General features: G+C 55.7%; 27 protein-coding genes. 13 read left to right on the forward strand and 14 right to left on the reverse strand.

The features are described from left to right. Positions 1 to 7 precede the first annotated feature (7 nt). On the forward strand, positions 8 to 472 hold the full coding sequence (locus RB2501_RS02390) for an ASCH domain-containing protein (RefSeq protein ID WP_015753127.1): 465 nt from the start codon (positions 8 to 10) through the stop codon (positions 470 to 472). A gap of 266 nt (positions 473 to 738) precedes the next feature. Here the strand turns inward: RB2501_RS02390 and RB2501_RS02395 are convergent, their stop codons facing one another. From RB2501_RS02395 to RB2501_RS02415, 5 genes are read right to left on the reverse strand one after another with little or no spacing between them, the layout of a single operon-like run. Further along, positions 739 to 1,875: a Gfo/Idh/MocA family protein gene (locus tag RB2501_RS02395; RefSeq protein WP_015753129.1), complete on the reverse strand. Its 1,137-nt coding sequence runs from the start codon at positions 1,873 to 1,875 to the stop codon at positions 739 to 741. Between the two features lie 21 nt (positions 1,876 to 1,896). After that, complete coding sequence (locus tag RB2501_RS02400; protein ID WP_015753130.1) at positions 1,897 to 3,156, reverse strand: MFS transporter; 1,260 nt, start codon at positions 3,154 to 3,156, stop codon at positions 1,897 to 1,899. A gap of 43 nt (positions 3,157 to 3,199) precedes the next feature. Next, positions 3,200 to 4,408 carry a nucleoside permease gene (locus RB2501_RS02405; protein WP_041326912.1) on the reverse strand — a complete coding sequence of 403 codons (1,209 nt, stop codon included), beginning with the start codon at positions 4,406 to 4,408 and terminating at the stop codon, positions 3,200 to 3,202. 9 nt (positions 4,409 to 4,417) lie between these two features. Further along, the gene (locus RB2501_RS02410) at positions 4,418 to 4,861 is read right to left on the reverse strand and encodes a DinB family protein (protein ID WP_015753132.1); all 444 of its coding nucleotides are present in this window, start codon (positions 4,859 to 4,861) and stop codon (positions 4,418 to 4,420) included. Positions 4,862 to 4,876: 15 nt separating this feature from the next. After that, entirely contained in the window at positions 4,877 to 5,890 is a 1,014-nt protein-coding gene (locus tag RB2501_RS02415) for a sugar phosphate isomerase/epimerase family protein (RefSeq protein WP_015753133.1), read from the reverse strand. A 206-nt stretch (positions 5,891 to 6,096) separates the two neighbouring features. Between RB2501_RS02415 and RB2501_RS02420 the strand changes: the two genes are divergently transcribed. From RB2501_RS02420 to RB2501_RS16430, 4 genes are all read left to right on the forward strand, one after another. Then, positions 6,097 to 7,809 (forward strand): GMC oxidoreductase, encoded by a 1,713-nt coding sequence (locus RB2501_RS02420; RefSeq protein WP_015753134.1) that lies wholly within the window; start codon positions 6,097 to 6,099, stop codon positions 7,807 to 7,809. Continuing rightward, a complete protein-coding gene (locus tag RB2501_RS02425) occupies positions 7,809 to 8,459 on the forward strand; it encodes a gluconate 2-dehydrogenase subunit 3 family protein (protein WP_041326913.1) in 651 nt (216 codons plus the stop codon). Before RB2501_RS02420 ends, RB2501_RS02425 begins: the two co-directional genes overlap by 1 nt. A gap of 109 nt (positions 8,460 to 8,568) precedes the next feature. Beyond that, positions 8,569 to 9,423: a hydroxypyruvate isomerase family protein gene (locus RB2501_RS02430; RefSeq protein ID WP_015753136.1), complete on the forward strand. Its 855-nt coding sequence runs from the start codon at positions 8,569 to 8,571 to the stop codon at positions 9,421 to 9,423. Positions 9,424 to 9,511: 88 nt separating this feature from the next. Then, positions 9,512 to 9,643 (forward strand): hypothetical protein, encoded by a 132-nt coding sequence (locus tag RB2501_RS16430; protein WP_015753137.1) that lies wholly within the window; start codon positions 9,512 to 9,514, stop codon positions 9,641 to 9,643. Between the two features lie 384 nt (positions 9,644 to 10,027). Here the strand turns inward: RB2501_RS16430 and RB2501_RS02435 are convergent, their stop codons facing one another. The 4 genes from RB2501_RS02435 to RB2501_RS02450 all read right to left on the reverse strand — a co-directional run bounded on the left by RB2501_RS02435 (position 10,028) and on the right by RB2501_RS02450 (position 14,904). Continuing rightward, positions 10,028 to 12,505, reverse strand: a complete 2,478-nt coding sequence (locus RB2501_RS02435; protein WP_041326914.1) for a ribonucleoside-diphosphate reductase subunit alpha — start codon at positions 12,503 to 12,505, stop codon at positions 10,028 to 10,030. A 125-nt stretch (positions 12,506 to 12,630) separates the two neighbouring features. Beyond that, positions 12,631 to 13,617, reverse strand: a complete 987-nt coding sequence (locus RB2501_RS02440; protein ID WP_015753140.1) for a ribonucleotide-diphosphate reductase subunit beta — start codon at positions 13,615 to 13,617, stop codon at positions 12,631 to 12,633. A gap of 490 nt (positions 13,618 to 14,107) precedes the next feature. Next, a complete protein-coding gene (locus tag RB2501_RS02445) occupies positions 14,108 to 14,683 on the reverse strand; it encodes a hypothetical protein (RefSeq protein WP_015753141.1) in 576 nt (191 codons plus the stop codon). Next, the gene (locus RB2501_RS02450) at positions 14,680 to 14,904 is read right to left on the reverse strand and encodes a hypothetical protein (protein WP_015753142.1); all 225 of its coding nucleotides are present in this window, start codon (positions 14,902 to 14,904) and stop codon (positions 14,680 to 14,682) included. Before RB2501_RS02450 ends, RB2501_RS02445 begins: the two co-directional genes overlap by 4 nt. A gap of 284 nt (positions 14,905 to 15,188) precedes the next feature. Here RB2501_RS02450 and RB2501_RS02460 point away from each other — a divergent pair, with 284 nt between their 5' ends. After that, entirely contained in the window at positions 15,189 to 15,923 is a 735-nt protein-coding gene (locus tag RB2501_RS02460; RefSeq protein WP_015753143.1) for a LytR/AlgR family response regulator transcription factor, read from the forward strand. A 13-nt stretch (positions 15,924 to 15,936) separates the two neighbouring features. Further along, positions 15,937 to 17,871 (forward strand): tetratricopeptide repeat-containing sensor histidine kinase, encoded by a 1,935-nt coding sequence (locus tag RB2501_RS02465; protein WP_015753144.1) that lies wholly within the window; start codon positions 15,937 to 15,939, stop codon positions 17,869 to 17,871. Here the strand turns inward: RB2501_RS02465 and RB2501_RS02470 are convergent. Beyond that, positions 17,864 to 18,430, reverse strand: coding sequence for a DUF3109 family protein (locus RB2501_RS02470; protein ID WP_015753145.1), 567 nt, complete (start codon positions 18,428 to 18,430; stop codon positions 17,864 to 17,866). The two genes, RB2501_RS02465 and RB2501_RS02470, sit on opposite strands and share 8 nt — an antisense overlap. Before the next feature lie 123 nt (positions 18,431 to 18,553). Here RB2501_RS02470 and RB2501_RS02475 point away from each other — a divergent pair, with 123 nt between their 5' ends. Then, entirely contained in the window at positions 18,554 to 19,126 is a 573-nt protein-coding gene (locus RB2501_RS02475) for a MarC family protein (protein WP_015753147.1), read from the forward strand. Positions 19,127 to 19,175: 49 nt separating this feature from the next. Then, on the forward strand, positions 19,176 to 19,379 hold the full coding sequence (locus tag RB2501_RS02480) for a hypothetical protein (RefSeq protein WP_041326917.1): 204 nt from the start codon (positions 19,176 to 19,178) through the stop codon (positions 19,377 to 19,379). Positions 19,380 to 19,434: 55 nt separating this feature from the next. On the opposite strand, the gene RB2501_RS02485 is transcribed toward RB2501_RS02480, so the two are convergent. From RB2501_RS02485 to RB2501_RS02500, 4 genes are all read right to left on the reverse strand, one after another. After that, positions 19,435 to 21,069 (reverse strand): S41 family peptidase, encoded by a 1,635-nt coding sequence (locus RB2501_RS02485; protein ID WP_015753149.1) that lies wholly within the window; start codon positions 21,067 to 21,069, stop codon positions 19,435 to 19,437. Then, positions 21,059 to 21,511, reverse strand: a complete 453-nt coding sequence (locus RB2501_RS02490) for a deoxycytidylate deaminase (protein ID WP_015753150.1) — start codon at positions 21,509 to 21,511, stop codon at positions 21,059 to 21,061. The genes RB2501_RS02485 and RB2501_RS02490 overlap by 11 nt, the downstream gene beginning before the upstream one ends. Positions 21,512 to 21,615: 104 nt before the next feature. Further along, positions 21,616 to 22,203, reverse strand: coding sequence for a HupE/UreJ family protein (locus RB2501_RS02495; protein ID WP_015753151.1), 588 nt, complete (start codon positions 22,201 to 22,203; stop codon positions 21,616 to 21,618). Between the two features lie 85 nt (positions 22,204 to 22,288). Further along, complete coding sequence (locus RB2501_RS02500; RefSeq protein ID WP_015753152.1) at positions 22,289 to 23,014, reverse strand: TerB family tellurite resistance protein; 726 nt, start codon at positions 23,012 to 23,014, stop codon at positions 22,289 to 22,291. A 153-nt stretch (positions 23,015 to 23,167) separates the two neighbouring features. Between RB2501_RS02500 and RB2501_RS02505 the strand changes: the two genes are divergently transcribed. From RB2501_RS02505 to RB2501_RS02520, 4 genes are all read left to right on the forward strand, one after another. Next, entirely contained in the window at positions 23,168 to 23,578 is a 411-nt protein-coding gene (locus RB2501_RS02505; RefSeq protein ID WP_015753153.1) for a BrxA/BrxB family bacilliredoxin, read from the forward strand. 100 nt (positions 23,579 to 23,678) lie between these two features. Then, the gene (locus RB2501_RS02510) at positions 23,679 to 24,416 is read left to right on the forward strand and encodes a lysophospholipid acyltransferase family protein (protein ID WP_015753154.1); all 738 of its coding nucleotides are present in this window, start codon (positions 23,679 to 23,681) and stop codon (positions 24,414 to 24,416) included. Continuing rightward, positions 24,413 to 25,072 carry an HD domain-containing protein gene (locus RB2501_RS02515; RefSeq protein ID WP_015753155.1) on the forward strand — a complete coding sequence of 220 codons (660 nt, stop codon included), beginning with the start codon at positions 24,413 to 24,415 and terminating at the stop codon, positions 25,070 to 25,072. The genes RB2501_RS02510 and RB2501_RS02515 overlap by 4 nt, the downstream gene beginning before the upstream one ends. Before the next feature lie 135 nt (positions 25,073 to 25,207). Further along, on the forward strand, positions 25,208 to 26,629 hold the full coding sequence (locus RB2501_RS02520) for a Gfo/Idh/MocA family protein (RefSeq protein WP_015753156.1): 1,422 nt from the start codon (positions 25,208 to 25,210) through the stop codon (positions 26,627 to 26,629). Positions 26,630 to 26,645 lie beyond the last annotated feature (16 nt).

The raw sequence follows: 26,645 nt of genomic DNA on the forward strand, positions 1-26,645 counted from the left end.
CCACCCGATGAAAAACACATCTGCAAAACGCCTCTGGGGCGATTACCTGGACCGTCACCTGGAATACGCCTTCACCGGCGAACCCAAAGTGCGCCCCCTGGGCCGCGATGCCGACCAGGCCAACCGGAACCTCCAATTGGTCCTGAAGGGAAAAAAACGCTCTTACAGCCATGCCCTCCTGGGCTTGCAGCACCGGGGGGAGACCCTGCCCAGGATCGGGGACTTTACCGTCTTAACGGATTGGGAGGGTCAGGCCCGGTGCATTGTCCGGACAGTGGCCGTGCGGCTCAAGCCTTTTTTCAGCATCTCTTCCTCCTACGCCAAGCTGGAAGGGGAAGGAGACGGGTCTCTGGAGCAGTGGAAAAAATCGCACTGGGAGGCATTTGCCCGGGAACTGGAGCCCTTTGGCAGGGTTCCGAGGGAAAGTATGATCGTGGTGTGCGAGGTGTTTGAGAAAGTGTACGAGGGGTAAGGCTGATTTGAAGATTTGCCGATTTGAAGATTTGAGGATGTGCCGATTTGAAGATTTCAATTTGGCAATTGGGTTTAAGGGTGAATGCTTTTGCGGTACTTCCTGCCGTCGCTCCCCTTCACCTATAAACCGGAATCCCTGGTTTAATCCTCGTCGTCTTCGTCGTCGTCCCGGTCATCGTCTTCCCGGGGGGTCGTCTTCTTCGGCCTCGCATAAAAAAAGCCCGGACCAACCCGGGCTTATTTATTTCTGATAAACGGGTTGCGTCAATCCAGATCCACCCAGGTGTTCCCGGATTTGTGGGATGCTACCGTGGCCTCAACGAAGTTCAGGCCGCGGACTCCGTCTGTCATGGTCGGGAATTCCCCGTCGTTGTACTTTTGTCCCCGGATGGCCTTGGCCACGCCCCGGTAGATGTTGCCCATCGCATCGAAAATGCCTTCCGGGTGCCCGGCCGGGAGCTTGGTTCCATCCAGCGACAACTCGGAATTGTATGCATGCCCGGGTTTGTATACCCGCACGGGTTCCGTGTCTGACAACAGGTAGAGGAAGTTGGGGCGTTCCTGTTCCCACCGGAAACCGGCCTTTTCGCCGTAAATCGTAATGGCCAGTCCGTTCTCCTCCCCGGTGGCTACCTGGCTGGCGCGGATTACGCCCTTCACGTGGTCGTCCATTCGGATCAGCACCGTGCCGTCCACATCCATGACGTTGTCGTCATACAGGTAGTTGAAGTCGCAAAGAAGCGATTTGATCTTCAGGCCCGTGGTGAATTCCACCATGTTGAAAGCGTGGACGCCGATATCCCCCATACAGGAGCTGATGCCCGCTTTCTTCGGATCGAGCCGCCAGACCGAATTCCGCTTTTCCTTATCGTGGATAATCGGGTTGATCCAGCCCTGGTAATACCGGGCATCCACCTTGTGGATCTTCCCGAGGGCACCGGCCTTGATCATTTCCCGCATCTGGCGCACCATCGGATAACCCGTATAGGTGTGGGTAACGGTAAAAACCTTCCCGGATTTCTCGTGCAGGTCGCGGAGGGTTTTGGCCTCTTCGTACGTGGTGGTCATCGGTTTCTCGCAGATTACGTGGAAGCCGTTTTCCAGGAGTTTTTTGGCCATGGGGTAATGGAGGAAATTCGGCGTTTGGATGGAACACACCTGGATCCGCTCGGATTCCGGCAGTTTGGTCTCCTCGGCAATCAGCGTATCAAAATCCGGATAGATACGGTCGGTTGAAATCCCAAGTTCCCGGGCAAATTCCAGGCTTTGTGCATGGTCCGGGTTAAAGACCGCTCCGGTAATCTCATAGCTGTCGTACATATGGGCGGCAACCCGGTGGAGGACGCCGATCAATGAATCGCCCCCGCCTCCGAGGATACCCAGTTTTATCTTTTCAGGCATAGTATTAGGTAATTTTTGATTTTAACTTCCTTTTGTTTGCTCCAGGACATCCGCCATGTCATGCGCCTGTGGTACGCGTCGCTCTTCCAGTTTCTTCCGGAAAAACAGGAACAGTATCCCAAAGAGTACGGCAACGGTAAGCGGGAAGAACATCATCTTTCCGAGGGTTGCCTTCCCGGCGGCCAGTTCCGCCACTTCCTGGGCCATCCCGCTGTCCAGGGCAGTTTGCCGTGCACTGTCCAGCCAGGACCCGATTACGGGCTGCCAGATGGCTGTGGACAACATCCCGGCTCCGCCTACCAGCGACATGCCGAGGGCCCCGGTTTTAGGCATATACTCCGAGGTAAACCCGATCATGGTGGGCCAGAAATAGCACACCCCCAGGGCAAACAGGATCGCCGCCGCATAAATCATCCCGCCTTCTGCAATGCTCATGCTGTAGACGGCCGCCGTCGTGACAATCGCCGACATCAACAGTACGCCAATCGGGTTCAGCCGGTGCACCAGAAAACCGCCAAAATAGCGGCCGAGCGCCATGATACCGGTAACCATTGCCAGGACCAGCATGGGGTTCGCCCCGGAATTCCCGAGGATCCGCTCCACCCATTGCTGGGGCCCGAATTCGGAAATCGCCGTCAGGGTCATACAGACAATGATAAAGAGGAAAAGCGGGCTGGCGAGCGCCTTGATATTGAGGCGCGTGTCCGTTTCCATGTGTTCGCTTTCCGGCAGGGGCTCCTTAAAGAACATGAAGCCGTAAATCAACGTGGGGATCAGCATGATGGCTATCTGGGCCTGCCAGCCCATGCCAAAATCCGTCATAAACTTGGAAATCAGCGCCCCGATCACGATACCCCCCGGAAACCAAACGTGGAAGCGGTTGAGCATGGCGGTTCGGTTGCGCGTATACATATCGGCAATCATCGGGTTGCAGGCCGCTTCCACGGACCCGTTTGCAAAGCCGATAAAGAAGGTGGAGATCAACAGCGTCCAGAACCCTCCGGCGTATATGGTCATCACCAGGCCGATGATATGCGAGAAAAACGCAATCATCATCAACTTTTTCGGACCGAGTAAATTGTAAAGCAGCCCGCCGACAATCGTGGCGATGGGGAAACCCAGGAAGGCCATTCCGTTGATATAGCCCAGTTGCGTATCCGAAAGGTCGAACTGGAGTCCCAGCTGGTCGAGGATCCCCGCCCGGATGGCAAAGGTCATGGACGTTACCACCAGGGAGATACAAGCGGCAAGGAACACCCGATTTCTGTTAATTGGTTTCATAATGTTTGTTTTAGTTTAGTTGCAAGCGATGAATATATTAAAATTATAGTTTGTAGCTGACTTTCTCATTCCGAAAAAAGAGGATAAACACCAGCAAGACGACATATGAGAACCCGGCCGGGTACAGCCAGATTTCCCGCCATGCATGGCCGTCGGCGGTGGCAAAGGCGTCGACGATGCTCCCGCAAACCTGGTAACCGATAAGCATTCCCACCCCATAGGTTGCCAGGGTGATCAGTCCCTGGGCGGCGCTCCGGATCCGCGGCCCGGCTTTGACATCCGTGTAGATTTGCCCGGAGACGAAAAAGAAATCGTAGCAGATTCCGTGGAGCACGATGCCGGCAAACAACATCCATGCCCCCTCGTCCGCATTGCCGTAGGCAAAGAGCGTATAGCGCACCCCCCAGGCGAGCATCCCGACAATCAGCGTCCACTTGAGCCCGAACCGGTTCAGGAAAACCGGGAGGAGGAGCAGGAAGATCACCTCGGAAATCTGGCCGAACGTCATGTTCCCCGCAGCGTTATCCATCCCGATCTCGTTCAGGAAGGGGTTCGCAAAACTGTAATAGAATGCAAGCGGAATACAGATAAGAACACTCGACAGGAAAAATATCAGGTAGTTGCGGCTTTTCAGGAGGCTGAGTGCCTCCAGCCCCAGCACGTCGCTCAGGGTAATCCGGTCGCCTTTGGATTTGGGCGGGGTATCCGGGAGGGTGAAGCTGAACAGGCCCAGGGCCAGGGAAGACCCGGAGGCCAGCATAAAGGTGTAACCCAGCAGGTTTTCGGCCTCCCAATGAAATACGTAGCCGATAAGCATCCCCGCAACAATCCAGCCGATGGTCCCCCAGATCCGGATCCTGGCAAACTGCTTGGACGGGTCGGACAGCTGGTTGAAGGCCACGCTGTTGGCAAGGGCCAGGGTGGGCATGTACAGGACCATATAGACCAGCAAAAGCGGGTAGAATACGGCGAATTCCTGCGTGGACCCGATAAAATACATCAGTACGGCGCCCGCGATATGGATGACCCCGAGCATGCGCTGGGCCGCGAAAAAGCGATCGGCGATCAGCCCGACGATAAAGGGCGCAACGATGGCCCCCCAGGATTGCGTCATATAAGCGGTGCCGACTGCTGCCGCGTCCGTGTTCAGACTCCGGCCCAGATAGGTACCCATGGTTACAAACCAGCTGCCCCAGACAAAAAACTCCAGGAACATCATCAAGGATAGCTGCAATTGGATTCGACCCTTCATGGCGGCGGTTTATCGCTTGTAGAAGATGTAGTCCAGAGCGGGAGGTTCCGCGCCGCTGGCGCGGATTTCCGCCACAATCTGTGCCCGGTGGTGGGTGGAGTGGTTCAGGATATGGAACAGGATGTCCCGGAGCGTATTGCTGAAACTCCGCCCCTCGGAGTTCTCGTATCCCACGCGTTTTTCCAGGTCGTCCGCATTGGTGATCAACTCAAAGGAGGCCCGCTGGTTTTCGTAGTGGATATCCGCCCAATCGGAAAGCGCATGCACGTCCCACACCCCGTATTGGGGTTCGCTCCCGTTCAGCCGGGCATTCCAGATATGGTGTGCATTGAGTATATGACTGAAGAGCTCCGCTGTACGCGCAGACACCTCCTTCATTTCCGAGCAAGCTTCAATAAGCTTTTTGTTACAGTAATAATTGTAATCAAAAAGTTGGTGGAAATACGATTTCATCCCATTAATTACTGCTTATGACAATTCCCCGGCGGCTTTGATCAACAAGTCCCGCGTGGCGATGATCCCGGCTTCTTCCCCGATTTCGCTTCCTTCGTATTCCACCCCGATATACCCGCGGTATCCGGCGTCCTTCACAATTTTCAGCATCCGGACGTAGTCGATCTCCGACTCGTTGCCGTCCGGGCCGAAATCGTGGGATTTGGCGCTCACCGCCTTGGCAAACGGCATGAGCTCCTCGACGCCCTTGTAAATATCGTATGCCTCGGCACAGCCCGAACCGTAGTCCGAAGGGTCGTTTCGCCGGATGCAGAAATTCCCGAAATCCGGGAGTGTGCCCACATTATCCAGTTCCACCTGGCTGAAAACCCTGGCCATCATCTCCCCGTTGGAGGAGAGTCCCCCATGGTTCTCGACAAGGACATTGATGCGTTTGTCGCGGGCGTAGTTGCCCAGTTGCGTCAGGCCGTCGATGGAATTGGCGATCCACTCATCCGGGACGTCGCTGCCGGCCAGGTTGACCCGGATGGCATGGCAACCCATGGCCGCGGCGGCATCTACCCATTTGTGGTGGTTTTCAACGGCTGCAGCGCGTTCGGCTGCGTCGGACACAGCCAGATTCCCCTGGCCGTCCACCATGATCAGGACGTTCTTCATCCCGTGTTTCTGTGCCTCCTCATTGGATTTATCGACGAATTCCTGCATGGCCTCAGCAGAAAATCCCGCCGGTTGCAGGGTGCCGTAATACAGGGCGCTGACGTATTCCAGGCCGGTAAAGCCCCATCCCTTGGCCTTCTCCGCAAAGGTGTACGGGTCTACCCCGTCGTTGCGGATCATCCGGTTGATGGACCACTGGCCCAGGGAGAGATCGAAAAACAAATCGGCTTCAGCGGTGGCGGCCATCGCTCCGGAATCCGGGCTGCCGTCGCTGGTTTCTTTCTTCTCATTTCCCTTACAGGCAAGGGCCCCGAACAGGGAAACTGCGGCCGAAGCCTTGGCACTCTGGTGGAGGAATTTGCGTCTTTTCATCGGTTATCGGCTATTTTAATTGGTTGCTGGTCAGATCCGCTTTGCCGGGCGGCTATGCGGGCAGGCAGGCGCTAAGGTTTTCGCTCTCATTGCATTATCCGTATCTTTACGCCTCCTTTACTGCAAAACCCTAGGATTTATGGGCGTTTAAATGTAGAAAATTAATTTAATATTTAATACTTTTAGGAATTAAACAAACATTCTAAATGAGTAAATTCTATTACAACCAGGAGCAGGATTCCTACGATGCGATTGTCGTCGGGAGCGGGATCAGCGGCGGTTGGGCGGCGAAAGAACTTTGCGAGGCCGGCCTGAAAACCCTGGTGCTGGAACGCGGCCGTATGGTCAAGCACATCGAAGACTATCCAACGGCCAACATGGATGATTGGGATTTCCCTCACAACGGGCAGCTCCCGAGGGAAGAAGCGGCCAAACAGGAAAAGCAGGCCCGGACGGGTTATACCGTGCGCGCCCAGCATAATTTCTGGTTTGTCAACGACCTGGAACACCCCTATAACGAGACCCGGCGGTTCGACTGGATGCGCGGGTACCACGTGGGTGGCCGTTCCATTATGTGGGGACGCCATAGTTACCGCTGGAGCGATATCGACTTTGAAGCGAACAAAAGGGAAGGCATCGCCGTGGACTGGCCGGTCCGTTACAAGGACATCGCCCCCTGGTATGACAAGGTGGAAGCCTATATCGGGGTTACCGGCGAAAAACTCGGGCTGCCCCAGCTACCGGATGGCGTCTTCGAACCCATGATGGAGCTCAACTGCGTGGAAGACCACTTCCGCCAGAAGCTGGCCGAACAATACGAAGACCGCGTGGTTACCGCTGGCCGGGTAGCGCATATCAACAGCGACAAACAATACGAGGGCCGCAACCGCTGCCAGTTCCGGAACCGGTGTATCCGGGGCTGCCCCTTCGGCGCATACTTCAGCAGCGTCTCTTCCACGCTGCCGGCTGCGGAAAGGACCGGAAACCTGACACTCCGGCCGGATTCCATCGTTCACGAAATCACCTACGACCCGGATACCAAAAAAGCCACGGGCGTAAAAATCATCGACCGGGTCACCAAGGAGGAATTCGAGTTCAAGGCAAAGGTGGTATTCCTGTGCGCCTCCGCCATCGCTTCCACCTCCATCCTGATGCAGTCGCGTTCCGACCGGTTCCCGAACGGGCTGGGGAACGATTCGGACCAGTTGGGCCGGAACATCATGGACCACCACCTCAACGTGGGGGCGTCGGGCAAATTCGACGGCTTCGAGGACAAATACTATAAAGGACGCAAGCCCAACGGCATCTACCTCCCCCGTTTCCGGAACCTCGGCGGCGGTACAAACGTGGACAGCTTTAAGCGGGGTTACGGCTACCAGGGCGGCGCCAGCCGCGGAAACTGGGAAGATACCATTGGGGAGCTTTCCCACGGCAAGGACCTCAAGGAGGCGATCCTGAAACCCGGGGGCTGGACCTTCGGCATGGGCGGATTCGGCGAGGTATTGCCCTACGAGGACAACCGGATGACCCTGGACTACAACAAGCTCGACCAGTGGGGCCTGCCCACGGTGACTTTCGACGCGGGTTATAAGGAAAACGAACTGAACATGCGGCAGGATATGATGGAACAGGCCGCGGATATGCTGGAAAAAGCCGGCTTCCGCGAAGTGACCCCGTTCAACGGAAACAGCGCCCTGGGCCTCGGAATCCACGAAATGGGAACGGCCCGGATGGGACGTGACCGTCGGACCTCGGTGGTTAACGGTTACAACCAGGTGCACGACTGCAAAAACGTCTATGTCACAGACGGGGCCTTCATGACCTCGGCCTCCTGCGTAAACCCGTCGCTCACTTATATGGCCTTTACGGCCCGGGCAGCGGACCACGCCGTTAAAGAACTTAAAAAAGGAAATATCTAATGGAAAGAAGAAAAGCCTTAAAAAATATGGGGATGGCTATGGGGCTCACCCTGGCCACGCCCACCGTAATGAGCATCCTGCAGAGTTGCCAGCAGGAGGCAGGCACCGACTGGACCCCGGTCTTCTTCAGCGAGGGCGAAGGAGCCGTCCTGGTGAAGCTCGTGGACATCATCCTGCCTAAAACCGATACTCCCGCTGCCTCCGAATTACAGGTTCACGCCTTTATCGACAGCTATATGGAAGCAGTCCCCCCAGCGGAGGAACAGGACTTTATGCGGATGGCATTCGGGGCGTTTATAGACAAGGCACTGGCGGATTCCGGGAAGGAAGCTGCCGAAGACCTGACCGTCGAGGACCTGGAACCCGTCCTCGCCGAGAGCCTGGCGAAAAAGACGCCTGAGGAGGAAGCGGTGATAATGGAAGCCATCGGCTCCTACCAGGAAGCTGTGGAATCCGGGCAGGAAGCCACCCTGGACGAGGCGATCTCCCGATACAGTTTTGCCAACAACCTGCGCGGCTCCGTCATTTGGGCCTACAAGAACACGGAATACATTGGGGAAGAGGTACTGGCTTACCAGCCCGTACCGGGCGAATACATCCCTTGCGGGGACGTAGACGAACTGACCGGCGGCAAGGCCTGGTCTATTTAACAGACCCCCGGTGAATCGCAGGAAATTCATACGCAATACAGGGCTTGCGGCTGCTTTGGGTGCCGCAAGCCCTATTGCATTCGGACGGGGAGCCGGACCGGGTGCCGCAGTGAAACCGCAACAATACGCCAACACCTTTCCCCAACCAGCGGAAGCATTTACCCTGGACTTCGCCCCCCACCTGGGGATGTTCCGGGAAAGCGCCGGGGAGGACCCCCTGGAGCAGCTGCGCTTTATGGCGGACGCGGGTTTTCGATCTTTTGAGGACAATGGAATGGGCAACCGGCCGGTAGCCCAGCAGGAAGCCATGGCGCGCCTGATGGCGGAACGGGACATGCGGATGGGGGTCTTTGTGGCCCATACCATCTATTGGGACCGCCCGAACCTGGCTTCCGGCGATTTGGCCCTCCGGGAAGAATTCCTCGGGGAAATCCGGGCAGCCGTGGCGGTAGCCCAGAGGGTGAACGCCCGGTGGATGACCGTAGTGCCCGGACACCTGGATTTACGGCAGGATATGGGCCACCAGACGGCCCATGTGGTGGAAAGCCTCCGGCGGGCCGCCGACATCCTGGAACCTCACAACCTCACGATGGTCCTGGAGCCCCTCAACTTCAGAAACCACCCGGGAATGTTTCTCAGCGGGTCGGCACAGGCCTATGAAATCTGCCGGGCAGTAAACTCCCCGGCATGCAAAATCCTTTTCGATATTTACCACCAGCAAATCCAGGAAGGCAACCTGATCCCGAACATAGAGGCTTGCTGGGATGAAATTGCTTATTTCCAGATTGGGGACAACCCGGGCCGAAAGGAACCCACAACGGGCGAAATCAACTATTCAAATGTTTTTAAATACATTGCCGGACGCGGTTATGAAGGTATCCTGGGGATGGAACACGGAAATTCCCAGGAGGGTATTTCCGGGGAAAAAGCGGTGATCGAAGCCTACCGCGCCGTGGACCCCTGAGCATTTCATCGAATTTTTCCTACAAATTTGGGCGCGTTATCGATTTAATTGTACATTTCATCGCATATCCCCCAAAACTAAAGATGTCATGTCCCAAATCGACACCTACCTGTATGTATTGCTGACCTATGTAACCCTGTATTCCCTGGCGCGTTATGCCTACCGGAAATTCAAAAACCGGTTAACGCCTGCCGAACCCGCGGAACAGGAGATGGGTTAGTCCGCTGGCAAGCATTCCGTTGGCGCCCGGAGCCGGGCATTTTTACAATTTCTTTACCCGCCGGTAATCCAAACGGCCATTTTGACCCGTATATATCATACGCGAGCTCGAGATGGAGAATTATTATATTATTTTACTGGGCTACCTGGCCGCATTCCTGGTAATCCGGAGCATCGTCAGACCGATGCTGAAAGATTGACCGGATTCCGGCTTATTTCCGTTGGGTGATCCCTGTAGGGTGATCCGGAGCCAGCGTGCCCAAAATAAAAATACCCCGGCGATTGCTGCTACTGGCAGCAGGCCGGGGTATTTTTTTGAATAAACACTAAAACTTGCAGGGGCTTGCAACCGGCATACCCGTTACGACCCCCTGCATGAACCGGTTTACGAACCGCACATCAGGCAATCGTCGTCGGTTTGGCCTGAAGCCGCTTTGGCCTGGGCTACCAGGGCCTTCATCTCCTCAGCACTGAGAGGTTCTGCATCCACCGGCTGTTCCTTCACCGGGGTGGTCGACACCTTCAGGTTCTTTGCCTTTTCCGGCGCAACGCCTTCCTCGGTCACCACCGCTTCGGGGACTTCCACCTTTTTCTTGGTATTGTCCAGGGTGAATTTAATTGCGTCCACAGCCGCCTTGGTCCGCAGGTAATACATCCCCGTTTTCAGGCCGCTTTTCCAGGCGTAGAAGTGCATGGAGGTCAGTTTTGCATAGTTCGCGTTCTCCATGAACAGGTTCAGCGACTGGCTCTGGTCAATGAAGTACCCCCGTTGCCGGCTCATATCGATGATGTCCTTCATGCTGAGCTCCCAGACGGTTTGGTAGAGTTCCTTGATGTTGTCGGGAATCGCATCGATATGCTGGATGGATCCGTTGGCCCGCATGAGCTCCTGCTTCATATTCTCGTTCCAAAGACCCAGGCTTACCAGGTCTTCCAGCAGGTGCTTGTTGACCACGATGAATTCCCCGGAGAGGACGCGTCGCGTATAAATGTTCGAGGTATACGGCTCAAAGCACTCGTTGTTCCCGAGGATCTGCGAAGTGGAAGCCGTGGGCATGGGCGCCACAAGCAGGGAGTTGCGCACGCCGTTCTTTTTGATGCTTTTCCGAAGTTTCTCCCAGTCCCAGCGGCCGGAGAGCTCCTTATCCTCAATCCCCCACAGGTTATGCTGGAACTGCCCCTGGGAAATCGGGCTGCCTTCATAGGAAGAATACGGCCCTTCCTCCTTGGCCATTTCCATAGAGGCCGTTGCAGCCGCGTAATACAGCGTCTCAAATATCTCACGGTTCAACTTCTTCGCCTCGTCGCTGGTAAAAGGAAGGCGAAGCAGGATAAAGGTATCCGCCAGGCCCTGTACCCCCAGACCAATCGGCCGGTGGCGCATATTCGAATTCTCCGCCTCCTTGATCGGGTAGTAGTTCCTGTCGATGACCCGGTTCAGGTTCTTGGTCACCCGCTTGGTCACCCGGAAGAGCTCCTTATGGTCAAATTCGCCGTTTTTGATAAACATCGGCAGGGCGATGGAGGCCAGGTTGCACACTGCCACCTCGTCTTCTGCCGTGTATTCCAGAATCTCCGTACAGAGGTTGGAAGAGCGGATGGTCCCCAGGTTCTTCTGGTTGCTCTTCCGGTTGGCAGCGTCCTTGTAGAGCATGTAAGGCGTTCCCGTCTCAATCTGGGATTCCAGGATTTTCTCCCAGAGCTCCCGGGCCTTGATCGTCTTGCGGCCCTTGCCCTCTTTTTCATATTTCAGATACAGTTCCTCGAACTCCTCGCTGTGGGTGGTATAGAGCCCCGGGCATTCATTCGGGCACATGAGCGTCCACTCTGCATCGGCCTCCACCCGCTTCATAAACAGGTCGGAGATCCACATGGCGTAGAACAGGTCCCGGGCCCGCATCTCTTCTTTCCCGTGGTTTTTCTTGAGTTCCAGGAAATCGAATATATCTGCGTGCCAGGGCTCCAGGTAAATGGCAAAACTGCCTTTGCGCTTGCCGCCTCCCTGGTCCACGTACCGCGCCGTATCGTTGAAAACGCGCAGCATGGGAACCAAACCGTTGGACGTGCCATTGGTGCCTGCAATATAGGAACCGGTGGCCCGGATGTTGTGGATGGACAACCCGATGCCCCCCGCCGACTGGGAGATCTTTGCCGTCTGTTTCAGCGTGTTGTAGATCCCGTCGATGCTGTCGTCCTGCATGGCCAGGAGAAAACAGGAAGACATCTGCGGCTTTGGCGTCCCGGAGTTAAACAGGGTGGGCGTGGCATGCGTGAAATACTTTTTGGACATCAGCTCGTAGGTCTCCCGGACGGCGTCCAGGTCGTCCAGGTGAATGCCGACGGAAACGCGCATAAGCATATGCTGGGGGCGCTCTACGATCTTCCCGTTCAGCTTGAGCAGGTAGGATCGTTCCAGGGTCTTGAAGCCAAAGTAATCGTAGCCGAAATCCCGGTTGTAGATGATCATCGAATCCAGGGTATCGGCGTGCTTCTGGATCACCTCAAAGACGTCGTCGGCAACCAGGGGGGCCTTCTTGCCGGTACGCGGGTTCACGTACTCGTAGAGGTCCTTCATGGTTTCGGAGAAAGACTTCTTGGTGTTCTTATGCAGGTTGGAGACGGAGATACGGGCAGCGAGCTTGGCGTAATCCGGGTGGGTGGTTGTCAGTGTGGCGGCAATCTCGGCCGCCAGGTTGTCGAGTTCTGAGGTAGTCACCCCGTCGTACAGGCCTTCGATAACCCGCATGGCTACCTTGACCGGGTCTACCAGGTCGCTCAGACCGTAGCACAATTTACGCACCCGCGCGGTAATCTTGTCGAACATTACCGGCTCTTTCCTGCCATCTCTTTTTACTACAAACATGTGTTTCTCCTTTTTGTGATCATTAGTATTCGGGCTCGCCCTGCCCTGTTAAAATTCTTAACATTTTCAATTTGCGGCAGAAAAAAGCCCGGTCGTTGAGCGGACTCTTTTCCGTCGGATGCTCCCTAGAAATCGGCGTCGAAGCTGATTTTCTGTGAGTCCGTGTCTTTTTCCTTGTTCATTACCCCGGCTTTCTGGTATTCCGAGACGCGCTTTTCGAAGAAGTTCGTCTTCCCCTGCAGGGAAATCATGTCCATAAAATCGAAGGGGTTGGTGGAATTGTAGACCTTCTCGCACTCGAGCTCCACGAGCAGGCGGTCGGTCACGAACTCCAGGTACTGGGTCATCAACTTCGCATTCATCCCGATCAGGCTCACCGGCAGGGACTCGGTAATGAATTCCCGCTCAATATCCAGCGCGTTGGTGATGATCTGGGTAATGCGCTCCTTGGGCACTTTGTTCACCAGGTGGTTGTTGTGCAGGTGGACGGCGTAATCGCAGTGCATCCCCTCGTCCCGGGAAATCAGCTCATTCGAAAAGGTGAGCCCGGGCATGAGGCCCCGCTTCTTGAGCCAGAAGATGGAGCAGAAGGCCCCGGAGAAGAAGATCCCCTCCACGGCGGCAAACGCGATGAGCCGCTCGGCAAAGCTCGGGGACTCGATCCACTTCAGCGCCCAGTCGGCTTTCTTCTTGATCGCCGGGAAATTTTCGATGGCCTGGAACAGCACGTTCTTTTCCTTTTCGTCCTTTACATAGGTATCGATCAGCAGCGAATAGGTCTCCGAGTGGATGTTTTCCATCATGATCTGAAACCCGTAAAAGAATTTGGCCTCCGAGTACTGTACCTCGTTGACGAAATTTTCTGCCAGGTTCTCGTTCACGATCCCGTCCGAGGCAGCGAAGAAAGCGAGGATGTGCTTGATAAAGTATTTCTCGTCGTCTGAAAGCTTATTGTTCCAATCGCTCAGGTCCTGGTGCAGGTCGATCTCCTCCGCGGTCCAGAAACAGGCTTCACACTTCTTGTACCACTCCCAAAGATCGTGGTGTTGTATCGGGAATATTACAAATCTGTCCTTATTTTCCTTCAGGATTGGCTCTTCAGCTGCTGACATAATGCGGGATTTAAATTGAGTTAAAAAAGTGTGAAATTTCCTTGCAATAGGGACCAACAAAGATTGGAAAATACCGCCAAAGAGGAAAGGGGGTTAGTCCCCATCTGCCCCAAAGTTTTTAACACAACCTGTTGAAATCTAGCCTCGCAAGCCTCGATACGGCAGGTTCGGGGTTTATAAAAAAAATAAGGGCATTCCCGGGGATGTATATCAAAAAAATAAACCGAACAGTCGCTTATTCAAGCATACTATTCGGTCTATTAATTCGGATAGGTTTTGTCAAACGGTACGGCTCCCGGCGACGTGGTTGGCGGTTGCGGTTGTTGATCTAGGTAGTTCCCCCGAAACCTAAAAATCTAACAGGTACCAGTTCCAAAATTTGGCTTGGTTGCAAACGCCCGACGCCTGAACGCAGCTGTTAAAACATAACGAACATATAAGAGCCGTACTTCCTGTTTGACTAAAAATCTATCGGTTATTGTTAAAACTTTCAATTCAATTGCTGCGTGTACAGCGGTCGGGCATTAAACCGCCCCTTCAGGCGCATGCTCCGGCCGTTCTCGTCCATCAACAGCATATTCATGTTCCCGGCAACCTCTTCAAAACTCGACGCCGAGATTGAAATACTGCCGGATTCCGTAAAATACAGGGTGTTTTTTTCCTTAACGAGGTCCGCATAGCCGAACACCGTCCCCAGGCTGCTCAGGAATTCGTCCTTGGTGGATTCCACGCTGTACTGCTCGGCCCGGATAAACGCAGAGTCCTGGGACAGCGGGATAATGAATCCAAAGCCTTTGCCCTTTTGGGCGTTCGGGTTGATAAAATGCAATTTGAATACCGGGATCTGCCGGAATCCGGAATGCTGTTTGGCCAGTTCAAAATAAACCGGCCCCTCAAAGTATTCCACCTGGCCGTCCTGCAGGGAAGACAGCTGGTATTTGCCAGTGACCATCGGGCTTTCCGGCAACATATTTCCAGGGGTCATATAGGAGATAATTCCCAGCACTACCAGGGACGTCAAAGCGACCCCCGCAATCCGGGTAATCCATTTTGTCCTCTGATTCACGGATTCTCTTGGTTAGGTTCAATTCCCCGGACTTTTTCCAGCGGTGCCCCGGAAACCAGCGCGTCCGAACCCTCGTCGGAAACGGCAGCCGTCTCGGTTCCGTCCAGGACGCTGCCTTCCCCGTAGGTGGCCTTCCCGGACAGCACGGCCAGAACCAGCGCGGCAACCAACCCCAGGAAGTAATACAGACAGCGTTTCATCATCTTTTCCTTTATCTTCATAATCTGCCGGCAATGTAATGCGTACATGCACCGGGCGGGGTCCAAAATGTATAATCGGGCTGAAATCCTGTATAATCCGCAACACCCCGTGCAGGCGATGCGCCCTCCCGGCCCTTTTGGGCGGACGCAACCCGCAATTTCAGGGGCCTGCCAGACCTTGCGGACCGGATTCATCCGATTTGCAACCATTCATAAACTGAAACCTGCAATCAACACAAGTTAACGCCCGGCCTGCCCCCCCGATCTTTAATTTTGTTTAAATTAGGACGTACGAAGTCAAAGTTATGTTAGAGGCAGTCATTGTCGACGATGAAGAGAAAGCGCTCCAGAGCCTCCAGTGGGAACTGACCAATTTTTCGAATGAAATTTCGGTGGTTGCCTCCTTTACGGATGCCTACAAAGCGCTGAGTTACCTGGACAGCAACCAGCCGGATTGCCTGTTCCTGGATATTGAAATGCCGTCCATGGACGGCTTCCAGTTTATCCAGAAGATGCAGAACAGCGATGTGGCCGTGGTTATCACCACAGCGTACAACCAATACGCCATCAAAGCCCTTAAAAACGAGGCCATCGACTACTTGTTGAAGCCCATCGATTCGGACGACCTGGCGGATACCATCACCAAAATCCGGAAGCACCACGCCCGGGGCATGTCCGCCGAGCGCCTGGAACGGATCCTCCTGAACCACAACGCCACTTCTTCTCACAAAAAGATTACTCTGAGTACGGACGGGAAATTGGTTTTCCTGGAAAACGACGATATCATCTATGCGGAATCCGACGGCAACTACAGCACCATCTACCTTTCCGACGGACATAAAATCGTCCTGACCAAAAAATTAAAGGAAGTGGGGGAATTGCTGCCTTCCGACACCTTTTTCCGGATACACAATTCCTTTATCATCAACTTAAACAAAATCAAGGAATTTCTTAAAACGGACGGGTACGTCATCCTCAAACCGAATCATAAAATCCCGGTTAGCCGACAAAAAAAGTCGGACTTCCTGGATATGATTTAAGCCGGCCCCCTCCATGCGGAAACACCTTTTTAAAACCCTGCTCCATATTTGCATTGCCGCCATCTCTATGCAGGCGGCCGCCCAGGGTATCCCGAAAGATTTCCGCCAGCTTGCCGACAGCCTCATCCGTGCCCGGCCGGCAAACTACAGCGCCTATAAAACCGCCCTTGGGCCGTATTCCCAGGATACGCTCCTTATGCAGTATTTTGTGCGGGAGGCCGAAATTGCGGCCTTTACCCCCGGGGCCATATACGGATATACCCAACTCGGGCTGCACTTTCAGAACCTCTCCCAAAACGACCGGGCCCTGGACTACCTGGCCGTAGCGCTGGAAAAGGCCACCGAATCCAATAACCGCGAATTGCGGATTGTCGCCCTGAACCGGCTGGGAATGGCGTACCGGAAAATGGAAGCCATCAAATCCGCCCTGGATTATCACCAGGAAGCCCTGAGCCTAAGCGAATCGATTGCGGATCCCGGGGACTTTGTACTGCGGGAACGCAACACCGCCATCAACGGCATCGGGAATATTTACCGGATGCTGGAGCAGTACGGCCTGGCCATTGAGTATTTCCAGCGTTCCCTGGAGAACGACCAGGCGCTGGGAAACCTGGAGGGGCAGGTAGCCAATTACCAGAACATCGCGGAGTGCCTGGAAGCCCTCGGCGACCTCACGGGGGCCATGTCCTATTACGAGGACGCCCTCCGGGTGAACAAAAGCCTGGGCTCGGACCGGAGCGACGTCATTACCAGATACGGCATGGCCCACGTCCTTGCCCATGAGGAAAAAGCCGCGGAAGCCCTGGAAATTCTGGAGGCCATCCTGCCCAAAGCGCGGTCTTTTCGCGATCCCGAATTACTGGCCAACGTCTATGTGCAGCTCGGGTGGGTATTGTCCCGCCTGAAGCGTTACGACGAGGCCCGGGGCTACCTGCTCAACGGACTCAGGATTTCCGAAGAGCTGAATCTGCCGAGCAATATGGATTCCGCCAACCGCTACCTGCACGACATCGAAATGGCCCTGGGAAATTACCAGGCGGCCATTGAATTCTACAAGGCTTCCGTGGCTGCGCGGCGGATGATCTCGAACGACCTGAACCGCCGGTACGTTTACGAGATGATTTCCAAGTCCGAGGTAGATAAGCGAAAGGACCAGATAGAAATCCTCTCCAAGGAAAACGAGATCGTGAAGCTCCGGCTCCGGCGGAACCGGACCACGCTGCTGGTTGGCGCCCTGATGCTCGTGCTGATTACCCTGATCCTCTACATCCTGTACCGGCAGTACCAGTTGAACAGCGAAAAAAAAGTGCTCACCCTGGAACAGGCTATGCTCCGGAGCCAGATGAACCCGCATTTCCTCTTTAATTCGCTGAATTCCATTAAGCTCTACATCATCAACAACGAGCAGAAAAATGCCGTGCACTACCTGAACAAGTTCTCCAAACTCGTCCGGAAAATCCTGGAGGCATCCTCCCTGAAGGAAATCCCGCTGGCGGAGGAACTGGAAACGGTTGAACTGTATATGAATATCGAAAACATCCGGTTCAACAACGAGATTGACTTTGCCGTGGAGATGGATCCGGAGATCAACCCGAGCCTGGTGAAAATTCCGTCGCTCATCCTGCAGCCATTCCTCGAAAATGCAATTTGGCACGGGCTTTCGTCAAAGGAGGGGGAGAAACGCATCCGGATCCTGATCCGGCAGGAAGATTCCGGATATATCACCCTGGTGATCCGGGACAACGGCATCGGGCGGGCGGAAGCCGACAAGTTAAAACAGCGGCGGGTGCTCAAGCGGAAGTCTGTCGGGATCGACATAACGCGGGAGCGTCTTGCCAATTTTTCCAGGGATTACCAGTACAATTACACCATCGAAATCCGGGACCTTTTCGATGCGGACGGGAAATCTGCCGGGACCGAGGTGATCCTGAAAATCCCGACTATTTGAGGTGTTTCTCCGCCACGGATTCCAGCTCTTCGTACCACGCCTCCCCAAATTTTCGAACCAAGGCCTCCCGGACAAATTTGTAAATCGGCACCCGGGTGGCTTCCCCCAGGGAACAGGCCGGGTCGCAGATGTGCCACTGATGGTAATTCACAGCGGTCAGGGCCGTGTACTCCCGGATACGCACCGGGTAGAGGTGGCAGGACAGGGGTTTCTTCCAATCGATAGCCCCCTCCCGGTGGGCCGCCTCGATACCGCATAGCGCGGTCTCCCCGGAATACACGACATAGGCGCATTCGTTCCCGTCTACCAGCGGGGTCTCCCACTCCCCGTCGGATCCGCGGACATAGGGCCCCTGGGCCTCAATCGCCTTCCGGCCCTCGTCCCGAAGAAACGGCCGCACGCGGGTGTAGATTTTCTCCAGGATACCGCGCTCCTCCTCTGCAACCGGGGCGCCGGCACTCCCGTCCACGCAACAGGCGCCCTTGCACGCCTGCAGGTCGCAAACAAAATGCTTCTCAAAAAGCTCCTCCGAGACTACCGTTTTACCCAGTTCAAACATCGGTTGGAAATTTGGACAAAGATATTCTTTTCAACCTGAAATCCGGGAGTGGAAAATTCCCGTATAACCACTATTGGAATCTCCGGATTCCCATTACATTTGCGCCGCAAAAAATCGAGCACTATGAACTTTAATTTCCGCGAAATCGCCACCGCCACCATGATCCTCTTTGCCGTAATCGATATTGTCGGCAGCGTCCCGATCATCATCGACCTGCGGAAGAAGGCCGGGCATATCCAGTCCGGCAAGGCCACGCTGGTTGCCGCAATTATCATGGTTGCCTTCCTGTTTGTCGGGGAGGAAATCCTCAAGCTGATCGGTATCGACGTAAATTCCTTTGCCGTGGCCGGTTCGTTTGTGCTCTTTTTCCTGGCCATCGAGATGATCCTCGGCATCACCCTGTACCGGGACGAGGCCCCGGAGGCTGCATCCATCGTTCCCCTGGCCTTCCCGCTGATTGCCGGGGCGGGCACCATGACGTCGCTGTTGTCCCTGCGGGCCGAATTCGATGTGGTAAATATCATTGTGGCTATTGTCGCGAACTGTATCTTTGTATACGGGGTGTTAAAAGCCTCCTCCCGGATCGAGCGGGTCCTCGGCCAAAACGGCCTGAGCGTTATCCGCAAGGTTTTCGGGGTGATCCTGCTGGCCATCTCGGTGAAGCTGTTCGCGACAAACATCAACGGGCTGTTTTAAAGCAGCCCGCTGCCTGCCGGGACCTGCGGGTCAATAAAACCGTATTCCGATGAATAGAATCTTATTGATAGTCCTGATTGTACTGGCCCTGGCGCTGATCGTCTTTAACATCACCATGGTGGATATGCAAGACCCGCTGGAAGGGGATAGTCTTGTGGCACTCATCGGCATTGCAGCCGCCTTATGCGCCATTGTGCTGTTGCTGATCTACCAAACCTCCCGGCGTATCCAGAAAAAACTGGACGGGGAATAAACGCAGCCCGGGCTGGCCCCTTATGGACGGCAGGGCTGGCTTATAACGGGAAACTTCAGCTATCCGGCCGGGACTCCGGCCCCTCCTCCGGGTTGAGCCTGGGCCGGTCCAGGTCGCGCACCTTTAACAGCATCGCGTCCGTAGGCGCCAGGATTCGCGCCTTCATGTCCGGCGAAAAGAGCTGCTCGGCGATCCCCGCCTTGATGTAGGTCTTCAGCAAATCCTCGTGCTCGTAGTAGTCGATGCGCAAATTGAAGGCCGAGAGGAAATCCACCATGTGCTCAAAGAGGATATCGTCGGTGCGGAACTCCCGGTAGAAACGCATCTCGTCGTAATCCGCGTAGCGGTTGCGGTCTTCTTCCAGGTGGTCAAAGACAAAGCGGGAAAAATAGCCGCGGGAATCCAGGGCTGCCAGCGCCTCTTCCTCATTGCTGCCAATGGCCACAAAAACATCCGGGACGATGCCGCCGCCCCCGTAAACCACCTTCCCGCCGGGCGTGGTGAATTTCAGGGAGTCGGCCACCCGGATACTGTCTACCGAGGTGAGTTCCCCGTTGTGGTAACGCTCGGTGAACCGGTCGTAGTAGTCCTGGCTCCCGTTCTGGTAATCGCGCTGGATGGAGCGGCCTGTGGGCGTGTAGTACCGGGATACCGTGAGCCGTACGGCCGAGCCGTCGCCCAGGTCCATTTCGCGTTGCACGAGCCCCTTGCCAAAGGATCGCCGCCCGACGATCGTGCCTACGTCGTTGTCCTGCAGGGCCCCGGCGATGATCTCGGAAGCCGAGGCAGACCGCTCGTTGATCAGTACATAGACCGGTTTGTTTTCAAACCGGCCCCGGGAAGTGGCGTAGATGGAATCCGTCTGGCCTTTCTTGTTCCGGGTAAAGAGGATCAGTTTGCCCTCCGGCAGGAAGGCGTCGGCAATGCGTTCGGCCACGTTCAGATACCCCCCCGGGTTGTCCCGGAGGTCCAGGGTGAGTTTCTTGGCGCCGAGCTGTTGCAACTTCCGTAAGGCAGCGTCAAACTCGTCGAAAGTGGTCTCGGCAAAACGGTTCATCCGGATATAGCCCATGTCCGAAGTCAGCATGTAACTCGCATCGATGCTGCGGATCGGGATCCGGTCGCGACGCAGGTTGACGCTAAAGAGCCGGTCCTCGGTTTTGCGGTATACCTGCAGTTTGACGGAACTGCCTTCCTGCCCCTTGAGCCGGGAGACGATCTGCCCGTCGGGTATCCGGCGCCCGTAGAGCGTATCCCCGTCGGCCAGCAAAATTTTATCTCCGGGCTGAAGGCCTGCGCGCTGGCTGGGCCCCCCGGGAATCGTCCGGGTAACGGTAATGGTATCCCGGAAAGTGTAGAAGTTGATCCCGATCCCGACAAAGTCGCCCTTCATGTTCTCGGAAACCCGCTTCATCTCGGATTTCGGGATGTAGACGGAATGCGGGTCGAGTTTGTCCAGGATGTTGTTCACCGTCACATCGACGATACTGTCGGTATCCACCTCATCGACGTACTCGTAATCGATATAGTCGATGAGCCTGTTGAGTTTGTCCTTTTTGGAATTGGTCGTAAAGAGTTTCTCCGGGGTATCGTTGAAGTGCAGTTTCCCGCCCACAAAAATCCCCAGAGCCAGGGCAAAGGCCACGACTGCCGGTCCGATGTAATAGCTTTTCTTCAAATCATTCTTCATTTACGGCCACCCCGATGTCGATAACCGGCAAATGGACGAGTTCCACCCCGGCCCGCGCCAAAAACTGCAACCCGGAATCGTCCTTGTAGGCCTTCTGGTATACCACCCGTCGGATTCCGCACTGGTGGATCAGCTTGCTGCACTCCCTGCAGGGGGACAGGGTAATATAGAGGGTTGCCCCTTCGCAGGACTGCGTGGAGGAGGCCACCTTGGAAATCGCATTGGCCTCGGCGTGCAGCACGTACCACTTGGTATAGCCCTCCTCGTCTTCGCAGAAATTCTCAAATCCGGAGGGGGTGCCGTTGTACCCGTCGGAGATGATCATCCGTTCCCGGACGATGATGGCCCCCACCTGTTTGCGCCGGCAGTAGGAAAGCTTGCCCCATTCGTTCGCCATGCGCAGGTATGCCTTGTCGTATTTCTCCTGTTTTTTCTCCTTCACTCTATTGGTATAACGCGGCCAGAAAAAATTTCGTGCGGGAAAGCACTAATATACCCGCTTTTGGGATGGCTTACAACCTCGCCCGGGTTAATATTAAGTGAAAATCACAAGGGCCATGCCCCGATCAGCAGCGCGGTGGAAATCCCCACAATGGCCAGGCTGGCCAAACGGATATACCAGGCAGTAGGGGCGCGCAGCCGCTCCACCACCAGATAGGTAACCCCCAGCACCACTACCAGGACCAGCAACTGGGCCGCTTCGATCCCGAGGGCAAACCCCAGCAACGGGCCGGTTTTCTCGGACTCCCCGGACATCAGCATCCGGAAGTAATTGGAAAAACCCAGGCCGTGGATGAGCCCGAACAACCCGGTGGAAACCAGGTGCACCCGGAAAGCCGCCTGCCGGTCCGGGCCGGCGCCCGTCAACAGCAGGTTGAACAGGGCGGTCAGCAGAATGGTCAGCGGGATCAGAAACTCCACCCATCCGGCATCCGCATCCACCACCCCGTATGCGGCCAGGGCCAGGGACAAACAATGGGACACCGTAAAGAGCGTCGCCAGCCAGAACACCCGCTTCCAGTAGCGATAGGTAAACGGCAGGGCCAGGGCCGTCAGAAAAAGCACGTGGTCGTAGCCCTGCGGGTCCAGCACATGCAGGAACCCCAATTCCCCGTACATCCAGAAATTCTCCATCCTGTTGTTATTTCAAAAATTCTTGTGCGCCCCGATATGCGAAAGGTGCATTGGCCAGAAACGGCCCGGTATCCGGGGCCGCCGCTTAAATTCCCCGTTCCTGCTGGATGGCCTCATAGGCCTTCTGCACCTCCTTGAATTTTTCTTCGGCCCCGCGCTTGATGGCCTCGTCCTGGGTGTTGACCCGATCCGGATGGTACTTTTTGGCCATATTCCGGTAGGCCTTTTTCACCTCTTCGTCCGTGGCAGTGCGTTCAATCTCCAGGATTTTATAGGCGTTGTCCGCAGATTCGACAAACATCGCCATGATGCTTTCAAAATCCGTGGCCCCTATTTGCAGGTATCCCGCCAACTCCCTGAGTTTGCGGATTTCCGCCTCGCTCACGTGCCCGTCCGCCTGCGCGATCCCGAACAGGAAGTGGACCAGTTGCAACCGCACCTCATAGCGCGTCCGCTGGTTCAGGTAGGCGCAGATCCGCTGGCCGGAAATTTCCCGTTTTTTGATGACCTCGTTAAACGTCCTGAAAATGGCATTGGCCTTCTCCTTCCCGTAGGTGGCGAGGAAATACTGGCGCACGTAGTCGAGTTCCTGCTGGCTCACGCGCCCATCCGCCTTGATAACGATGGAGCAGAGCGACAACAGGTTCAGCTCAAAGTCGGCCGGGGATACCTTTTGCCGGGTAAAATCGGTAAACACCGTCCCGCCGCTGCGACTGGCCCCGTCTATCAGGCTCCCGATCAGGAACCCGATAATGGCCCCCGGCAGCCGGAGGAAGAGGTACCCGACGAAAGCGCCAAACCATTTGATCATCCGGAAAAATTTTTGGCAAAGATAGCGCATTGCCCCGGAATGCCGCAGCGGGCGGATAAGCGGTTCCCGGGTCCTGTAATTACCTGTGCCCCTTATGGTAAAGTGACGTCCTTTTCGTACCTTTGCACTTTAGAAATTCCATAAAAAAATACTATGTACCCTACAGAACTCGTAAAACCCATGCGGGAAGACCTCTCCACCGCCGGCTTTGAAGAACTTTTCACGGCCGAGGAAGTAGAGGCAGCTATAAAACAACCCGGTACCGTACTGGTAGTCGTCAATTCGGTTTGCGGCTGTGCCGCCGCCAACGCGCGCCCTGCCGCCAAGCTGAGCCTGCAGAACGGCAAGACCCCGGACCGCCTGGTCACTGTATTCGCAGGAGTGGACCGGGAAGCCGTAGATGCCGCCCGCAGCCTGATGGTGCCATTCCCGCCTTCTTCGCCCAGCATGGGCCTCTTCAAGGACGGGGAACTCGTACATATGATCGAACGCCACCATATCGAAGGCCGCCCGGCGGAGATGATCGCCGAGAACCTGACCCAGGCGTACGACGAATTCTGCTGATAAGCTGCTGTCGCTGTATTCAGCTCCAAACGCAACGGGGCCCCGACAGATTTGAAACAAGAGCCCCGCCTCAAATGGCGGGGTTTCTTATTTTTACACCATGGCCAAAATCCTCGCATATCCGCTTTCCGCAATCTACCTGCTGGTTTTCGGGATTGTCCTGGTGGTATTCCACCCGGTGCAGTGGGTCTGCCTGAACCTCTTCGGCTACCAGGCCCACAAGGCGAGCGTCAGTTTGCTCAACCTGTGCATCATGCGCTGCACTCATATCCTGGGGACCACCTATCGGTTTGAATACGCCAATCCCATGCCCGAAAGCGGCCCGCTCATTATCGTGACCAACCACCAGAGCATGTACGACATCCCGCCCCTGATCTGGTACCTTCGGAAATACCACCCGAAATTTGTCAGTAAAAAAGAACTCGGAAAAGGGATTCCCAGCGTCTCGTACAACTTGCGGCACGGGGGTTCGGCCCTCATCGATCGCAAGGACCGCCGGCAGGCCCGGGCCGAGCTCGAACGCCTTGGCGCGTATATCGAAAAAACGGGGCGCAGCGCCGTGATATTCCCGGAAGGGACCCGCTCCCGCACCGGGGAGCCGAAACCTTTCCGTACTTTTGGCCTGAGCCTGTTGATGGACCAGGCGCCCTCCGCGCAAATCCTGCCGGTAACCATCAACAATTCCTGGAAGCTGTTCCGGTATGGGACATTTCCGCTCGGCCTCGGGGCCCGGGTCCGGTTTACCGTACACCCGCCCATGCCCGTAGCCGGGTTTACCCCTGAAAAAATGAAAGAACTCGAAGCGAAGATCGCTTCCAAGATCGACCCCCCAGCATGACCGATGCAGAATTTGTAGAACAGACCATTGACTATGTCCGGAGCGAACTCGATGGGGCCGAAGGCGGCCACGACTGGTTCCACACCCAGCGGGTATTCCGCAATACCTTGCTGATTGCCAAAGACGAGAAGGTGAATATCCTGATCGTGAGCCTGGCTGCCCTGCTCCACGACGTTGCCGATTCAAAATTCCACGACGGCGATGAAGATGCCGGTCCGAAAAAGGCCGACGCCTTTATGCGCAAAATCGGGGTGCCCCAGGCCATTCGCACGCATGTGGTGCAGATCATCCGGAATATTTCTTTTAAAAACAGCCTGGAGAAAAACAAAAAGCCGTTTACTTCGGACGAGCTCTTTGTGGTCCGCGATGCCGACCGCCTGGATGCCATCGGCGCCATCGGGATTGCTCGTGCCTTTAATTTCGGCGGCTACAAAGGGCGGAAACTCTACGACCCCGAAATCGCCCCCCGGGTGAAAATGAGCAAGGCGGAATACAAAAAATCGGACGGGCCCACCCTGAACCATTTCTACGAAAAACTGTTGTTGCTCAAGGACCGTATGCACACCGATACCGGTAAACGCCTGGCCGAAAAGCGCCATGCCTTTATGCTGGAATACCTGGAGGAATTCTACCGGGAGTGGAACGGCACGGCCTGATTTCCCAGACCGGTTCCAGGCTCCCGCCCCGTATTGAACCTGCATGTGCCGGCCCGTTCGGGCGTCGTCCGCTTTCCGTAGTTTTTGTATCTTGAAAGCTCATTTTTGAACAAACCGAACAAACACCCAACATCCATGCAAAGAAGAAAATTCCTGAAAAATACGGCTGCCTCTACGGCGGCATTCAGCATTGTCCCGAGTTTCGTACTGGGAAAAGGCCATGTGCCCCCCAGCGACACGCTCTACGTAGCCGCCTTCGGCGTTGGCGGCCGGGGTGCCGGCGTGATGCGCGGCCTGAGCGAAACCGGAAAGGTCAAATACGTCGCCTTCTGCGATGTAGACGACCGGCGGGCTGCCCCTACCTATGAGATGTTCCCGGATGTAAAGCGCTACAAAGACTACCGGGACGTGTACAAGAAGCATTTGAAAGACATGGATGCCATTATGGTAGCGACCCCGGACCACACGCATGCCACCATTGCCTTGCCATTTATGCGGGAGAAAAAACACGCCTATGTGGAGAAGCCCCTGACCCACAACATCGCCGAGGCCCGGATGATGACCCAGGTAGCCCGCGAGATGGGGATTGTTACGCAGATGGGCAACCAGGGGGCTTCCAGCAACGGGAGCCGCGAAGCCAGGGAATGGCTCGATTCCGGGATAATCGGCCGGATTGAAAAAGTGGATTGCTGGACGAACCGTCCTGTCTGGCCCCAGGGGGTCCCGGTGCCGGAAGGAAGCGATCCGATCCCGAAGGAACTGGATTGGGACCTGTGGCTGGGCCCTGCGGCCATGAGGCCGTACAACGACCGCTACCTCCCGTTTAAATGGCGTGGCTGGTGGGACTTCGGCACGGGGGCCCTGGGCGATATGGGCTGTCATATTATGGAAACCCCCTTCAGCGTCCTGGAACTCGGATACCCTACAGAAGCGGAGGCGAGCTGCACCACCAACTGGGTGGGCGACTTTGTGGAAGCGGACTACAGTGAATCCTGTCCCTCCTCTTCCATCGTCCGGTTGAAATTCGACACGGACCAGCACGGGCAGGTAGCCCTGAACTGGTACGACGGCGGGTTGAAGCCCGACCTGCCCGACGAACTGAAAGACGGGGAGACCATTGGCGACAACGGCGGCGGCTCCATTTTCTACGGGACCAAAGGCATCATGGTCTGCGACACGTATTCCCGGAATGCCCGCCTCCTTCCCTCTGACCTTATGGATATGGTCAGCAAGCCGGCTCCCAGGCTGCCCCGTGTGGAAGGCGGTACCGGAGGGCATCAGCGGAATTTTGTGGAAGGCTGCCTGAACGGCACCCCCACCTCTTCGGATTTCGAGAAGGCAGGAAAACTTACGGAATCCGTCCTGATGGGGAACCTGGCCATCCGGGCCTTCCAATACAAAAACCGGGTCACCGACCCGGATAGCGGCCGGTCGTACTTCGAATACCCCGGGCGCAAGAAAATTATGTGGGACGGCGAAAACATGCGGGTCACCAATTTCGACAAGGCAAACGAATGGGTAAACGGCAGTTACCGGGAAGGCTGGGATCTGGCCTAGGCCCGGCAGCCTGTCC

The organism is Robiginitalea biformata HTCC2501 (assembly GCF_000024125.1).
GTDB classification, from domain to species: domain Bacteria; phylum Bacteroidota; class Bacteroidia; order Flavobacteriales; family Flavobacteriaceae; genus Robiginitalea; species Robiginitalea biformata.